The 14,239-nt window shown below is 50.1% G+C and carries 14 protein-coding genes; 1 reads left to right on the top strand and 13 read right to left on the bottom strand.

The window, feature by feature from the left end:
* Window positions 1–15: 15 nt before the first annotated feature.
* Both rlmD (EDC33_RS09400) and EDC33_RS09405 read right to left on the bottom strand, forming a co-directional pair.
* Window positions 16–1,413, bottom strand: a complete 1,398-nt coding sequence (rlmD, locus tag EDC33_RS09400) for a 23S rRNA (uracil(1939)-C(5))-methyltransferase RlmD (RefSeq protein ID WP_188358209.1) — start codon at window positions 1,411–1,413, stop codon at window positions 16–18.
* Between the two features lie 116 nt (window positions 1,414–1,529).
* Window positions 1,530–1,982, bottom strand: coding sequence for a hypothetical protein (locus EDC33_RS09405; RefSeq protein ID WP_229716742.1), 453 nt, complete (start codon window positions 1,980–1,982; stop codon window positions 1,530–1,532).
* 121 nt (window positions 1,983–2,103) lie between these two features.
* On the opposite strand from EDC33_RS09405, the gene EDC33_RS09410 reads away from it, so the two are divergent.
* The gene (locus EDC33_RS09410; RefSeq protein WP_170156392.1) at window positions 2,104–3,033 is read left to right on the top strand and encodes a protein-ADP-ribose hydrolase; all 930 of its coding nucleotides are present in this window, start codon (window positions 2,104–2,106) and stop codon (window positions 3,031–3,033) included.
* A 29-nt stretch (window positions 3,034–3,062) separates the two neighbouring features.
* Here the strand turns inward: EDC33_RS09410 and EDC33_RS09415 are convergent, their stop codons facing one another.
* The 11 genes from EDC33_RS09415 to EDC33_RS09465 form a co-directional block, all read right to left on the bottom strand.
* Window positions 3,063–4,007 (bottom strand): VOC family protein, encoded by a 945-nt coding sequence (locus EDC33_RS09415; protein WP_124010972.1) that lies wholly within the window; start codon window positions 4,005–4,007, stop codon window positions 3,063–3,065.
* Complete coding sequence (locus EDC33_RS09420) at window positions 4,004–4,813, bottom strand: ABC transporter ATP-binding protein (RefSeq protein ID WP_124010973.1); 810 nt, start codon at window positions 4,811–4,813, stop codon at window positions 4,004–4,006. The genes EDC33_RS09415 and EDC33_RS09420 overlap by 4 nt, the downstream gene beginning before the upstream one ends.
* An 85-nt stretch (window positions 4,814–4,898) precedes the next feature.
* Window positions 4,899–5,816, bottom strand: a complete 918-nt coding sequence (gene cysK / locus EDC33_RS09425) for a cysteine synthase A (protein WP_124010974.1) — start codon at window positions 5,814–5,816, stop codon at window positions 4,899–4,901.
* A gap of 91 nt (window positions 5,817–5,907) precedes the next feature.
* Window positions 5,908–6,762, bottom strand: a complete 855-nt coding sequence (locus EDC33_RS09430) for a DUF6544 family protein (protein ID WP_124010975.1) — start codon at window positions 6,760–6,762, stop codon at window positions 5,908–5,910.
* Between the two features lie 66 nt (window positions 6,763–6,828).
* Entirely contained in the window at window positions 6,829–7,281 is a 453-nt protein-coding gene (locus EDC33_RS09435) for a GNAT family N-acetyltransferase (protein WP_124010976.1), read from the bottom strand.
* Between the two features lie 20 nt (window positions 7,282–7,301).
* Window positions 7,302–7,832: a hypothetical protein gene (locus EDC33_RS09440; protein WP_124010977.1), complete on the bottom strand. Its 531-nt coding sequence runs from the start codon at window positions 7,830–7,832 to the stop codon at window positions 7,302–7,304.
* A gap of 30 nt (window positions 7,833–7,862) precedes the next feature.
* The gene (locus EDC33_RS09445; protein WP_211328332.1) at window positions 7,863–8,408 is read right to left on the bottom strand and encodes an RDD family protein; all 546 of its coding nucleotides are present in this window, start codon (window positions 8,406–8,408) and stop codon (window positions 7,863–7,865) included.
* A gap of 303 nt (window positions 8,409–8,711) precedes the next feature.
* Window positions 8,712–9,704 (bottom strand): tRNA dihydrouridine synthase, encoded by a 993-nt coding sequence (locus EDC33_RS09450; protein ID WP_124010978.1) that lies wholly within the window; start codon window positions 9,702–9,704, stop codon window positions 8,712–8,714.
* Window positions 9,705–9,954: 250 nt separating this feature from the next.
* A complete protein-coding gene (locus EDC33_RS09455; protein WP_124010979.1) occupies window positions 9,955–10,866 on the bottom strand; it encodes a restriction endonuclease in 912 nt (303 codons plus the stop codon).
* Window positions 10,867–10,988: 122 nt separating this feature from the next.
* On the bottom strand, window positions 10,989–12,350 hold the full coding sequence (gene rlmD, locus EDC33_RS09460) for a 23S rRNA (uracil(1939)-C(5))-methyltransferase RlmD (RefSeq protein ID WP_124010980.1): 1,362 nt from the start codon (window positions 12,348–12,350) through the stop codon (window positions 10,989–10,991).
* Complete coding sequence (locus tag EDC33_RS09465; RefSeq protein ID WP_170156393.1) at window positions 12,328–14,145, bottom strand: 5'-nucleotidase C-terminal domain-containing protein; 1,818 nt, start codon at window positions 14,143–14,145, stop codon at window positions 12,328–12,330. The genes rlmD (EDC33_RS09460) and EDC33_RS09465 overlap by 23 nt, the downstream gene beginning before the upstream one ends.
* Window positions 14,146–14,239 lie beyond the last annotated feature (94 nt).

The raw sequence follows: 14,239 nt of genomic DNA on the forward strand, positions 1-14,239 counted from the left end.
CACCCATGCATATGTCTATACTGTTGAATCCGTTTTTCTTAACAGGGCGACAAGCTCCACATGCACCGTATGTGGAAACAGATCCACAGGCTGCACGCGTTCGAGTGTGTACCCATATTCCCTCAACCATGTGATGTCGTGGGCAAATGATTCCGGGTTGCAGGACACATAGACGACCCGATTGGTCCCGAGACGGCCGATTCGGCGCATGACCTTGCCTCCTGCTCCGGAACGCGGCGGATCGAGCATGAGCAGGTCCGGCCTGCCCCATGTATCGAGTACCTCATCCATGCCGCGCCTTGCGTCCTTCGCGAGGAAATATGTGTTGTCGAGCCCATTGTCCTCGGCGTTCCTCTTCGCGGACTCGATTGAAGTTTCAACGATTTCAATGCCTGCCAGCGCCTCGACCCTTTTGGCAAAAGGCAGTGAAAATGTACCGACACCGCAGAACAGGTCGATCATCCGTTCCTCGGATGTGACTTCGGCCATCTCAATCGCCAGATCCACCAGCTTCTCCGCCTGGAGCGGGTTCGTCTGGAAGAAAGTATCAAACCAGATCCTGTATTTGTAGCCGTACATTTCATCATTGATATAGTCACGGCCATGGAGTACGTGCGTCTTCTCCGACTGAGCCATATCCGCCCAGTCCCTGTTCTCCATCCACATCAGGCTCTTGATGTTTTCGAACTTTGATGTCAGCCGACTGACGAGGTCATCCACAGCCGACTGGTTCTCCTCCGGAGTGCCGGTGGAAAAAATGGCAAGCATCAGTTCACCGGTCTTCTGTGACTGTCTTGTCATGAGGTTTCTGAGCAGTCCCTCATGCTTATCCTTGTCATATCCGCTGAGTCCATGGTCGCGGGCCCATTCGGAAACTTCAAGCATCGCCTCCACCATCTCGTCTCCAGCAATCAGACACGTATCCAGATCGATGACGTTGCGGAAATTCCCAAGTTCATGCAGGCCAAGGGCACAATCCTTGCCAAAGGTGAACTCCATCTTGTTGCGGTACTCCCACGGTGTTTCCATGCCAAGCGCATCCGCCACGACAGCGGAGTCGAACCCCTGATCCTCAAGGAATGATTTCACTTCCTCTGTCTTATAGGCCAGCTGCCCTTTATACGTCCAGTGCTGCCACACACATCCGCCGCACTTCTCGAAATGCGGGCATGGCGGTGCGACACGTTCCGGATGCTGTGTAATGATTTCATCTGGCAGTACACGGGCAAGCTTCCTGTCGGGGTTCGGTACAGTGACCTTCGCCTCTTCCCCGATGAGCGTCTGGGGGACGTTCAGCTTCAGTTTCCGAGGATTGCTGCCGCCGGCATCGCGCCAGACATGCCCCATCCCAGATCCCTTCTTATCAAGCTTATCTATTTTTACATTGTGCGTTTCGAATTCCTGATTGGACACAACAGCATCTCCTATCCTTATCTCTTTATATCCATTCTACATTATCCATGAGCGCATTCACAAATGCTCCAAATATTTTAAAGAGATTATGCGGTTTTCGCAAGATGGAAAAACCTTTATATCCATAAAGTGATCAGCAGGCCCACAGACAACCCGAATATTCCGTGGCCAAGCGTCCAGTAGAGCCAGGCCATGAAATCGTACGGCGCAGGCGGCGTCTCCGTCAATGCACTGAGAAAGTAGAGGATGCCTCCGCCCACAGTAAAAACAAGGATATATGGCCATATCTCCATCTCCCACCCGAATGGAATGAGCAGATAGTATAGTATGACCGCACTCGCTATGCATGTGCCATAGTGGAACAGTATGCCTGTAATCTTTTTGTCGCTCCACCGCTTAAGTATCGGAATATAGTCCATGTTATAGAGCAGTATGTCCGCTTTGCTGCCCGTAATTCTGCAGATGACCTTCATAACCGCTGCCAAAATCACCCCCGAGATTGCACCGATCACCACCAGCTTCAAAAAAGTCCCCATCCCATCACTCCAATCCATGAGTACCATTGCCATCAAATAAAACACTGGAAAATGTTCATAGACACTATACCCATTGGAAAAGATCATTATACTCCCCAGGAAAAAATAATGGATGGGTCAGCTGAAACCTCTAAATGGCATTCAGAGAATATTCATGACAAAATGGAATAAAGAGGTGATTGTAATGGCCAACATCGGACTACAGGAATACGCGGATGCGATCAAATTGAACGATCCATTCGAACCGAAACTTGCTGAAACGACGGACAGGGAAGCTCTGGTGGATGACGTGCTGGTAATTCTGCGCAATGAGCAGGCGGGCACCCAGGACATCGACATCCCCACTGACTATGAAGCGAAAAGGCGGCTTATCCGGGCGCTTCTCAACATCCGGCAGCCGAAGCCGCTGAACAGGGAAATGATGCTCAAGCTGGACACATTGCTTCAGATTGAGAAAGAAGAGAAGCAGACCGTTGCGGCAAAAGAACTTCCGGTCATCAGCCAGGAGTATCCAGAAACGGATGTATCCAGGGCCGATCGTATGGCCCTGTGGCAAGGTGACATCACATCCATCGAGGCAGATGCGATTGTAAATGCGGCGAATGAGAAGCTCCTCGGATGCATGCAGCCTCTCCATGACTGCATAGACAACGCCATCCACTCAGGCGCCGGCCCAATGCTCCGGGATGATTGTGCAGAAATCATCCACCGCCAGAAATCGGATGAGGAGACGGGCAATGCCAAAATCACACGCGGATACCATCTGCCAGCCCGATATGTGATCCATACGGTCGGACCGGCCCTAACCGCGGACGAAACCGTGACGGAGGCACACGAAGCGGCACTCGCTTCAAGCTACCGTTCCGCTCTTGATCTTGCTGACGAAATGGAGGATATCAGGACAGTCGTCTTCCCTTCCATTTCAACAGGCGTATTCGGCTTCCCGAAACAGCGGGCGGCAGAAATCGCCCTTGAAACCGTCGGCAGCTGGCTCAAGTCGCACGACCATCATTTCGATGTCGTCATATTCAATGTTTTCAGCGAGGCTGACAAGCATATCTATGAAACCAAAATCAAGTCATAAAAAAAGAGCGGAAGATATTCCGCTCTTTTTTACGTCCACTCTTCAATCGGCCGCAATCCATCTTCTATCTCATCACGCCTGTTTTCAAGAAACGGCGGAAGATCCAATCCTTCACCCAGTTCCTCAAAATCACGGTCTACAGTGAATCCCCGCCCATCGGGTCCGACGATTTCGAACATGATGCCGTTCTCCTCCCTGAAGTACAGGCTCTCGAAATAATACCGATCCTTGACACCGGTCGTCATATAGCCCGCTTCCTTCAGCATACGGTCCCATTCGGCAAGCGGCCGTGACTTTGATTCAAGCGCAAGATGATGGACACTTCCCCGTCCTGCACGCGCCCTGTCGCCTGCTCCGCTCCGGATAAGGATTTCTCCGAAAGCTTCACCTTCCACCGCTTCAAGCAGCGTTTCCTCCTCGTCTTCCTGGGCGATGGTGTAGCCGAACATGGTATGGAGCAGTGATGTGAGGCTGCCCCTGTCCCCCACTGTAATTTCAACAGTTCCCATGCCAAGGATGTGGTGCTCATCCTCTATATCATTTTCCTCCCACGGGTGCCACCCCTCAGGGATATCCTTATTTTCATGATTGAGCAGAATGAGCATGAGCCCATCCGGATCCCGGAAGCTCAGAGCTTCCCTGCCGGCATAGCTGATGATGCCATCGTGATCGACATCATAGGAAGCCAGTCGTCTGCCCCAATATTCCAGACTGTCATGGGAAGGCACCAGAAGACCGATGCCGGAGATCATATTGGTGCCCCGGTGCGTGCTGCCGACATTCGGCATCTCGAAAAATGTCAGGTCATTGCCCGGACTACCTTCAGCATCTCCGTAAAAGACGTGATACATCTTCACATCGCCCTGATTCACGGATACTTTTACCCGCCTCAAACCAAGGACTTCAGTATAGAAATGATTGTTCTCCTTGAGGTCCTTCGTGAACATCGAAATATGATGGTGTCCTGAAATCATGTCCTCTCCCCGCTTTCCTTTGCCATCCGCTCCACTGACATCCAGGGACGGCCGCCTTCCCAGTGCAGCTTAATCGGAATCTTATACGTTTCGGTCAGGTTTTCGCCTGTCAGGACATCCTGCTTCGGCCCTTGTGCGATGATCTGCCCGTCCCGGATCAGCAGCACATGGGAGATGGCATCCGTGATCTCTTCTATATGATGGGTGACATAGAGCAGCGGCCGTGTCTCCTCGGCCACCTGCTCCGTCATATCCAGCACATCCTCCCGTGCCAGCACATCCAGTCCGGCACACGGTTCATCCAGGATAAGCAGCTCAGGATTGCTCATGAGGGCACGCCCCAGAAGCGTCCTCCTCTGCTCCCCCTGTGAGAGGACCGAATAGCGCTGATTCGCTATGTATTCCAGCCTGAGTTCCTTCAAGATGTTTGCTGCACGCTGTGCCTCTTCCTCCGTAATATCCTGATAGATGCCGAAGGAGGCGAACTTGCCGCTCAAAACGATGTTCTCTGCCGTCTCCCGGTTCAGTGTCTGTGCAAATCTGCCGAGCGCATTGCTCACGAAACCGATCTTTTTGCGCATCTCAGGCAGACTGGCCTTGCCGAATTCAGTCCCCAGCACTTTGACCCGTCCGGCAGTTGGATAGTTGTAGCCCGTGACGATATTCAATAACGATGTCTTTCCGGAGCCGTTCAGACCAAGGATTGCCCAATGTTCTCCGGGCTTCACTTCCCAATTGATGTCCTTCAGTATTTCCTTGCCGTCCCTTCTCCATGATACATCCTCAAGCTTGATGATCTGATCCATATCGCATCCTCCATCCAATCACTGTATTTATCTGCAAATATACAGAAAAAAGGCGATGGAATCCAATCCATCGCCTCTGTCTCCATTATTCTATCAAGCCCATGCTCATGTAGCGTTCGCCCGTATCCGGTGCAATCGCAACAACGCGCTTGCCCGCACCGAGCTTCTTCGCCACGCTGATTGCTGCAAAGACGGAAGCCCCGGCAGAAGGGCCTACAAAGATGCCCTCTTCCGTTGCCAGCCTGCGGAACATGTCGATCGCGTCCTCGTCGGCAATCTGGATGATCTCATCATATACATCCGTATTCAGTATGTTCGGGACGAACCCAGGGCTTGTGCCTACAAGCTTGTGCTTGCCCGGTTCTCCTCCTGAGAGTACAGGGGAGCCCTGCGGTTCCACAACAGCAATATGGAGATCCTTGAGATGCTCTTTGAGCACCTCGCCGGTGCCTGTAATCGTGCCGCCCGTGCCCGCTGTCGCCACAAAGGCATCAAGATCATAGTCGAAATCCTCCAGAATCTCCACCGCCGTCGTCGTGCGGTGGATATCCGGGTTCGCATAGTTTTCAAACTGCTGGGGGATGAAGCTGTTCGGGATTTCCGCCTGCAGTTCCTTGGCTTTCCTGATGCATCCGGGCATCTTTTCATCTGCAGGCGTCAGCACCACTTTTGCCCCGAATGCTTTCAGCAGATTGATGCGCTCACTTGTGGAGCTGTCAGGCAGGACGAATATCGCCTCATAGCCTTTGGCTGCCGCATTCATCGCCAGACCGATTCCGGTGTTGCCGCTCGTCGGCTCGATGATCGTGCCGCCCGGCTCGATCAGCCCATCTTCTTCCGCCTGCCTCAGCATATTATATGCCGCCCGGTCCTTCACACTTTTGCTGGGGTTGAACATTTCAAGTTTCACATAGACATCCGCTGCCCCTTCGGGCACCAGCCTATTCAATTTCACTACAGGTGTGTTTCCTATCACATCAACAATACTATCGACCCTATCCATATGGATGCTACCTCTCTTCTCTATTAATCCTATTTCATTAGTATACTATAACATTTATGTCTTGCGGGTCAAAGAGAGGCGCTCCCTGAATTCACTGATAGGGGTGGGGGCTGTCGTACTCGATTTCCGTCACTTCGAAATTGAACCAGTTGAAGTCTCCGGCATCCAGTTTCCAGGTCACTTCACCTTCAGTCGGAACCCTCACCCCTTCAAACTCCCTGTACGACTTCAAAGGGATCGCCCATGTCTCAAGACGCGTCTCACCATCGAATTCCCCATACCGTTCCGCCTCGAAGTGCGTGGGATCCCCCTCACTGTTGAAGGTGAACACACCTGTTGCTGAAATGTCCCCGTATGTCATGGTTGCCTCCGCATTGTTTTCATCGATATGTTTCCATATTATATAGTCATTCAGCGCAGCACTCGGAAACCATATTGTTTCCGCCAAGTACCTCAGCATCGTCCCCTGATCGATTTCGGGGCCGCTCGAGTCGGCGACTGTAAACATGGAAAGCACCTTGATCAGCATATTCCCCCGGGCATCATCATACTTGTCCCTCCCCGAAATGTGGATGAAGGGTGCCATGCGGATATCCGCCTTCCAGATGAACCCCGGCTGATGGGGAATGAAATACTGTTCCGCCTGGACAGGCATCCATGGCTTGTCTTCAGCCAGCCGCATCTCTGTATTCTGCCTGAGCCGCACCGCTTTTATATCCCCACGCTCCATGATGCCGCAATTTCCAAGCCATCTCCCGACCGCATCAGGCAGCCCTTCGAAGTCTGCTTCCGATATTTTCCGGACATCTTTTTCCACCTTTTCAAAAAGTGCTTCCACTTCCTCATCCACCATCCTGTTGAACCTTTTTCTGGCGGCGAAGACACCACCCAGCATCACAGCCGGCAGACCTCCGATTCCAGCAAGCAAAATTTTCGTTTTGGACATTTCTCATTCCCCCTGTTTGGTAATCAGATATGATGTTCCTTGACCGAAATTCCCCCCGCTTCCATATCACAGCACTTTTACCAGCCGGATCATGTCCCGGCACCATATGCCGTTTTCATGGATCTTCCCTTCGTAGTTGTCCGTGAAGAAGTCCTTTATGACACCATCAATCCTGAAGCCGCATTTCTGATACAGTGCCAATTGTCCGATGCTTGAATTGCCGGTACCGATGTGAAGCTCACGGCACCCTTTTGTACGATGGCGGTCAATCGCATCCTGGAGCAGCATCCTTCCGATTCCCCGGCCCTGCCACGCTTCTGCGACTGCGATATTGAATACTTCCGCCCTGTCCTCTGAAATTTCCCCTGTCACATAAGTGCCGACTACGGCATCATCAGCTTCAGCAATAAAGCATTCGGCTGTATCGAGATAGGATGCCACAGCCTCCTCAGACGGGTCCGCCAAAAGCAGCAGCGCCATGGGCGGCGCCTCGCCCGGTGCAATCTTCCGTATCCTCATCTAACCCTCCGTCCCGGCCGTCAGCCGAATTCCTTGCTGCTGACCTTCTTTACGAGTCTGCAGAATGCCTCCCATTCTTCGGGAAACATGTTGCTCCCGCTCTTATAGAGATTCCGTCCGCTTTTGTGGACGACGATCTCCCACTGCGTGACGTCCAGTATATATGGTTCATGATAGCTCCGCTTCCAATTCAGGAGATTCACCGCTTTCAACTCATCTCTAATCCTCTCCATCTCAGACGACTCGAACCTTGCATAATGGATCTCCATCGGTGTCAAGAGCCCATGCTCCCACTTCACAAGATTCCTTTCAAAATTGATGGTCACTTTCGTATCACCGCTGAAATGGCTGCCTACCGTTGCTTCGAGCACTTTAATGCGCCTGTATGAATAATCGATGGAGTCCTCTCTCGTCCATTCGTTTCCACAGCTGTTGCAGCGATAGTCGGGCCTCCGCGATTTTTGATATGACGCATAATGGGGATCCGCCCTTAAGATGCGCCGGGTCTCCCGTGCTTCACATTCCGGACATTGATAGTAATTGATCGCCATAGTATCATCCTTATCAATATATATTCTTCTTCATTCTAAAGTTTTTCCGTAATGTGCCACTCTGCTGCGTGCCAGTAGATCACCCAGGTGCCGTCCGTCCTCCCTCGCCAAGACCATGAATATGAGTACAAGAAAGAGTCCTAATGACAATGCCAGAAACAACATTGAAGATGGTGTAGTGTAGTCATGATAGATGCCATCAATCGTACTCATATGCCCAAGCTGCCAAGGCAGGAATTTGATTGTATTCCTGATGATGGCGCCCGTTATGGGCGAACTCCCATAGTGTACCTTGATGCCCGATCTCCACTTCCCCCATGAGGCGAAGGGTGCTTTTCCTTCCATGAAGGAAAAGATGAGTATGATCGGAATCACTGAGGTGAAAGTGGAAATAAGTTGGGATTCCATGTGTGTATATTCCGGGAATGTATCCAGAACAACTGCAAAAGTGATGAGATTGAGGATGAGCAGCAAAATAAGATACCCACATATGAAAAGCCAATCAAAGAAAAGCGCTTTGATCCTCGATAAAGTCGACGGTCTGATCAGACCACTTTCACTTTGTCCGTTTGTCATGTACCCACCCTGTTTCATTCTGTGGCGTTTATGCCAGACAGCTACTTTTCTTCTGAGGATTCTGCACGTGACCCTGTCTTCTCTATTCAGTCTAGTGAAACACGACTCTCATTTTATTTACATTTTACCATATTTTCATTATCTTATGAGATTCCAGAAAAATATAGACCGATATTATATGTATTCAAACTGATGTCACTCCTTAAGGTTGTACGAAAAGAAGACTCAAGGCAGATGCCCTGAGTCTTCCGATATTGATCGTATTTTTGACACTAAGCCACTGGCCCGGGGAAGCATGCTTCGTCAAGAGTGCTGCGTCTCCATCTCTTCTTCCGACAAGTTCTGCTCGAACTGGTCGATCAGCGCACGCGCCTCATCCGTCTCCTTCGTCTGCATCAGTGCGTTCCGGAGGGCACTCGCCCCCCTGAAGCCTTTGACATATATCTTGAAGAAGCGGTGGAGCGCTGTATATTTTCGGAGCCCGAGATGCGCATAGTCATCATGCAGATCAAGGTGCAGTCTCAGAAGATCGAGAAGTTCGCGGCTTGTATGGGTCTTCGGCTCCTTCTCAAAGGCGAACGGATTCTTGAAGATGCCACGGCCGATCATGACACCATCAATACCATACTTTTCGGCAAGTGCGATGCCCGTCTCATAATCCGGTATATCTCCATTGATTGTCAGCAGCGTCTCCGGAGCGATTTCATCCCTCAGCTGCTTGATTTCAGGAATCAGTTTCCAGTGCGCATCGTATTTGCTCATTTCCTTGCGTGTGCGCAGATGGATCGACAGGTTCGCAACATCCTGCTCCAGCACATGCTTGAGCCATGTCTTCCATTCATCTACCTCCGTATAGCCGAGGCGCGTCTTCACACTGACCGGCAGACCGCCCGCTTTCGCCGCCTCGATGAGCTCAGCCGCCACTTCGGGACGCTGGATGAGTCCACTCCCCTTGCCGTCTCCGGCGACGTTCGGGACAGGACATCCCATATTGAGGTCGATGCCCTTGAATCCCGCTTCAGCCATACCGATGCTCATCTCGCGGAAATGTTCCGGCTTATCCCCCCATATGTGGGCCACGAGCGGCTGTTCATCTTCCGTGAAAGTCAGGCGGCCCTGGACGCTCTGCCTGCCCTTAGGGTGGCAGTAGCTGTCCGAATTCGTGAACTCCGTGAAGAACACATCAGGACGTGCCGCTTCCGCCACCACGTGACGGAAGACCACATCCGTCACTTCCTCCATCGGCGCCAGCACGAAGAACGGGCGCGGCAGTTCCTTCCAAAAATTATCTTTCATATCAAAATTCAATCCCTCTCATTACGGTATATCTCATTAATCATTCATCATCTTATAAGAACATAAGTAATTTTACTCTCTTAAGCCTTCCATATCAAGAGGTGAATCTTCCGAAAAAAGAAACCTGGAGACGGGAGAGAATTCTTCGCGGTATTTTTGATTTCATTAATTACAAATACTATTTTAAGTATTAACATTAATCTTCTTGAGTAGCTAAGGAACACATGAGGATAAACTTCTGTCTTTCTTTTTACTCTTCAAAGAATTCGGCATCAATCTTTTTAGTGGTAAATACCATTTCTCTAACTACACCTACGTTATAATTGAACATTAAATCAGTCAGTTGCTGTCCATCTATAAGAATGACCCTTTTATCAACTTTTTCTGCATATTCAATTGCACCTTTTGTAAATTTCGCAGTTGTAATGAAAAGGCCTTTCGAAGCCTGTCGTCCCACTAGACTACCCACGAATGATTGTATCTCCGGCCTAGAAATAGCTCCATCTGGATTCCATCTCTTGGCTTGGAGAAAGATCATTTCTAAACCAAGCACATCCTCTTTAATAATTCCGTCTATACCTTCATCACCCGATTTGCCTATCGCTTTCCCTGCATCTTGAACCGAACCTCCATATCCCATAGAAACAATCAGTTCAACAATCAAATTTTCAAAGAATGTCGGAGAGCATGACATGATTTTATCCAACAGTTCATCTTGCAGCTCATTTTTTAAAAGCCTATGGTTTTCCTCAATCAATTCTAAAGGAGTCATTTCCTTCTCATCAGTAATCTCAATATCCTTTTCTTCTTTAGGTACTTGGTTTTGAAATTCCCTAAAATCCTTATATCTTAATAAAAATTTTCTATTAATTTTATTGATTTCAGGATCCGAAAGGACTTGCTGCCCTTCATCTGTAATAGCTATTACTCCTCTTTTTACAGATTTTAAGAGACCTGCTTTAGTTAAATAGGTCTTTGCCCAACTCACTCTATTATTCAAAACACTTTGTCGACCACTTGGTAATTTTAATTGTATATCTTCCTCACTCAAATTGAACTCATCCGCAATAAATGAATAGAGATCTTTCAGCCTATATTCTTTGTTGTCACCTAGTTTTCTAAGAATAGGGTACATAAATTCTTGGTAACCTGGAACGGACATAAAATACCACCCACTGTTAATATTCATGTTTTATCATATAGCAAAATTTGTTGATTACTTTGTTTGGTAAATTTATCATTTTCACCTTAAAATCTTTCAGACGCTTAATAGTAACTCTAAATTTAAAAATCCATTTTCTCCAACATAACCACACTCTCGATATGATTCGTCTGCGGGAACATGTCGACGGGTGTGACGGGGCTGATGTCATAGCCTTCTGCGTTCAGATACTTCAGATCCCGCTGCAGTGTGCTCGGGTTGCAGGAGACATAGATGATCTTCTCCGGCTTCACTTCGACGAGCGACTCCAGGAATTCTGGGTGGCACCCTTTTCTCGGCGGGTCGACGAAGACGACGTCGGGATTGACCCCTTCGCTGACGAGCTTCTTCATGACCTGCTCGGATTTGCCGAGGTGGTACTCCGCATTGTCCACACCATTGAGCTTCGCATTCTCCTTCGCGTCTTCCACGGCGGACTGGACGACTTCGATGCCGATGATCTTCCCGGCTTTATCGGATGCGCAGAGACCGATGGTGCCGATGCCGCAGTACGTATCGATGATGGTTTCATCACCTTTCAGGTCGGCGAGTTCGATGGCCTTTTGGTACAGCTTTTCCGTCTGGGCATGGTTGACCTGATAGAAGGATTTTGCGCGGATGCGGAAGTCCTTGCCAAGCAGCGTGTCGGTGATGTAATCCTTGCCGCGGAGTGTGATGGTCCTCTCCCCGAAGATGACATTGGTCTTCTGGTCATTGATGTTCTGGACGACACTGGTGACCATCGGGAACGCTTCGATCATCTCGTTGATGATGTTTGAGAAGATGTTCTTCTTGCCGTTGGTGACGAAGGCTACCTGCACTTCGCTGTCATCATGGTTCGACCGGATGACGACATGGCGTACGAGTCCCTTGTGCAGAGCTTCATCATATACGGAAACGTGTTCCCGGTTGAACTTTTCCTTTATGAAAAGCATCAGTTTGTTGTGGATGTCCTTCTGTATGATGCAGTTGTCTATATCGACGATGTTGTGGCTCCTCGGGCGGTAGAATCCCATCTCGATCCTGCCATCCTTGAACTGGACGGGGATCTGGGATTTGTTGCGGTAGTTGAATGGGTTCTCCATCGCCATGACATCCATGGTCTCGCGGTCGAGCCTGCCCATCCGGTTGATGCTCTTGTCCACGGTCCCCTTCTTGAATGCCTGCTGCTCTTCGTAGTTCAGCGGCTGAATCTGACAGCCGCCGCATTCATAGTAGTACGGGCATGGTGGCGTAATGCGGTTTGTGGCAGGAGCGAGCAGCTTCTCGCTTTTACCGAAGCCGAATTTCTGGTTTACCTTCAGCACCTTGAACTCTATCTCCTCCCCCTTCAGTACATTGGGGATGAAGATCGGATAGCCGTCCACTTTGACGACACCCTGCCCTTCATGTGTATAGTCTTCAACGGTTGCGGTCAAATAGTCATTCTTCTTGACTGGGGTCATGTCCTTCCTCCTTGGTCAAATCGATTTCGTACCAGCTGAATCCGTCCCCGATTATCTCCAGGTGGCGGATGTTGCTGTCATTCTGAATATATTCTTTCGCCTTCGTGGCGGTTTTCATTCTGTATTTTCCTCTCGGGATGATGGTCATCGGATTCTTGTACTCGAAGTCGGGGCCTTCCATCATGTACTCCGTCACAATATCTCGTACACTCTGCTGTGATTCATACACGACCTCCGCTTTCCTTAAAAATGAAGTATAGGCGGCCCTGTAGTTGTTCGCCGGCACGATGAAGCAGTCATCCGGCCGGACAGGTTTTCCATTATACATCATTTCGACGACCCGTTCTGAATCATTGAGCTTTTTCGCCGTACCGCTGTACTTTGGTGGCTGTGAAATATCGAAAGTATACTCAAGGTCGAAGAATGTATCGAAGTTGTAGCTTGGAAAGCCGTTTTTTGAACTGTTCGGCTTCAGCAGATCATCGCTTTCAGCAGGCTGGTTGAACTGGGAGGCGCTCCATTCCAGCCATTCCTTCAATATCCGGCCGTCGACCTTGATGAGCACCATCGTATTGGTGTGCTTGTACAGGTCGATGGCTGAGAACAGTGTGACCTCTCCCGCTTCAATCACGGTGAAGTCATGTGCGCCATCCCGCCCCGCCTTGGTGGCTGCGTTGAAGCCGAGTACCGGCAATGCTTCAACCTCTCCCCTGTCCATCAGCTCCAAGGCATACTTTTTTCCCGCTTCAGCAACCGCCTGCACGGCCTTCGACGGCACCACCCTGGAAAAATAGGTGTGCCATGTCTCTTCTATATGGCCGATCGGCTCCGACAGGTAGTCGAGCACCTTCTGGTGCATCGGGAGATAGCGTGCCTTCAGCGATGCATCCATCTCTATGGAGTGGGCTGCAATGAGCTGTGCCCCGGCATCCCTGATGTACCATCCACCATCATATTCAAGTTCGAATGTAAGCTGGCCGAGATAGCTCGCAGAAACACCCGGTTGAACCATCGGCTTGCCGTTCACCGCCCCCCGCCTGAAGTCGATATTGTCTATTTCCGCTTCAAAATCGGGGTCGGGGAAGAATTCGTGGGTATGCCCGAATACGATGCCGTCGATATCGCGGATCATGGTCATGAGGAATGTCTGGTTTTCACCATAGCTTCTGACATGCTCCGGATCCTTGCTCATGCCGGAATGGGACAGCAGAATGATGACGTCCGCCCCCTGCGCCTTCACTTCTTCGGCAATCCTCTCGACGGTCAGGCGCATATCGTCGACAGTGACCTGCCCTTCAAGGTGGAAGGCATCCCACTTCATGATCTGTGTGGGCACGACACTCAAAAAGCCTATCTTCAGCGGCCCGTGCGGCGTCTCCGCTTCAACAATCACATAGGGTGTGATGTGGTCTTTTAGAGGGTGCTGCCTGAAGTCCACATTTGCATTGATGATTTCTGTCCCGACCTGACTGTAGACGGTCTCGAGGTAGTCGAGCCCGAAGTTGAATTCATGGTTGCCGACGCCGATGACATCATAGACTTCATTAATCATCTGCGGTGCAAAAAGCGGATCTTCACCATCCCTGTGCCTGTAGTCATAGTCGCTCCAGACATCCCCCTGCAGCATGTCCCCGTTATCTACAGTCAGAACAAGCGCTTCAGGGTGGTCTGCCCGATACCTTTTAATGTGCGACTGCAGATGAAGCAGGCTCGACGATTTCTCCGAGCCGTCAAAATAGTCATACGGATAGAGTGCGCCATGTATGTCTGTCGTTGCAAATATCGTCAGTCTCATAAGCCACCTCTGATTCATTGGTTCATTCCATTATATCAAATGCGCCCGTCCTTTAGGCTTGAAGCGGAAAATTTCGGGTATACATAGTAAAGAA

The sequence above is a fragment of the Salinicoccus roseus genome (assembly GCF_003814515.1).
GTDB lineage: Bacteria > Bacillota > Bacilli > Staphylococcales > Salinicoccaceae > Salinicoccus > Salinicoccus roseus.

What these genes read in the sequence shown, in the direction of transcription:
- EDC33_RS09405 (WP_229716742.1), bottom strand. Translation starts at nt 1,982, where the DNA reads ATGGCAATGGTACTCATGGATTGGAGTGATGGGATGGGGACTTTTTTG.
- EDC33_RS09410 (WP_170156392.1), top strand. Translation starts at nt 2,104, where the DNA reads ATGACAAAATGGAATAAAGAGGTGATTGTAATGGCCAACATCGGACTA.
- EDC33_RS09415 (WP_124010972.1), bottom strand. Translation starts at nt 4,007, where the DNA reads ATGATTTCAGGACACCATCATATTTCGATGTTCACGAAGGACCTCAAG.
- EDC33_RS09420 (WP_124010973.1), bottom strand. Translation starts at nt 4,813, where the DNA reads ATGGATCAGATCATCAAGCTTGAGGATGTATCATGGAGAAGGGACGGC.
- cysK (WP_124010974.1), bottom strand. Translation starts at nt 5,816, where the DNA reads ATGGATAGGGTCGATAGTATTGTTGATGTGATAGGAAACACACCTGTA.
- EDC33_RS09430 (WP_124010975.1), bottom strand. Translation starts at nt 6,762, where the DNA reads ATGTCCAAAACGAAAATTTTGCTTGCTGGAATCGGAGGTCTGCCGGCT.
- EDC33_RS09435 (WP_124010976.1), bottom strand. Translation starts at nt 7,281, where the DNA reads ATGAGGATACGGAAGATTGCACCGGGCGAGGCGCCGCCCATGGCGCTG.
- EDC33_RS09440 (WP_124010977.1), bottom strand. Translation starts at nt 7,832, where the DNA reads ATGGCGATCAATTACTATCAATGTCCGGAATGTGAAGCACGGGAGACC.
- EDC33_RS09445 (WP_211328332.1), bottom strand. Translation starts at nt 8,408, where the DNA reads ATGACAAACGGACAAAGTGAAAGTGGTCTGATCAGACCGTCGACTTTA.
- EDC33_RS09450 (WP_124010978.1), bottom strand. Translation starts at nt 9,704, where the DNA reads ATGAAAGATAATTTTTGGAAGGAACTGCCGCGCCCGTTCTTCGTGCTG.
- EDC33_RS09455 (WP_124010979.1), bottom strand. Translation starts at nt 10,866, where the DNA reads ATGTCCGTTCCAGGTTACCAAGAATTTATGTACCCTATTCTTAGAAAA.
- rlmD (WP_124010980.1), bottom strand. Translation starts at nt 12,350, where the DNA reads ATGACCCCAGTCAAGAAGAATGACTATTTGACCGCAACCGTTGAAGAC.
- EDC33_RS09465 (WP_170156393.1), bottom strand. Translation starts at nt 14,145, where the DNA reads ATGAGACTGACGATATTTGCAACGACAGACATACATGGCGCACTCTAT.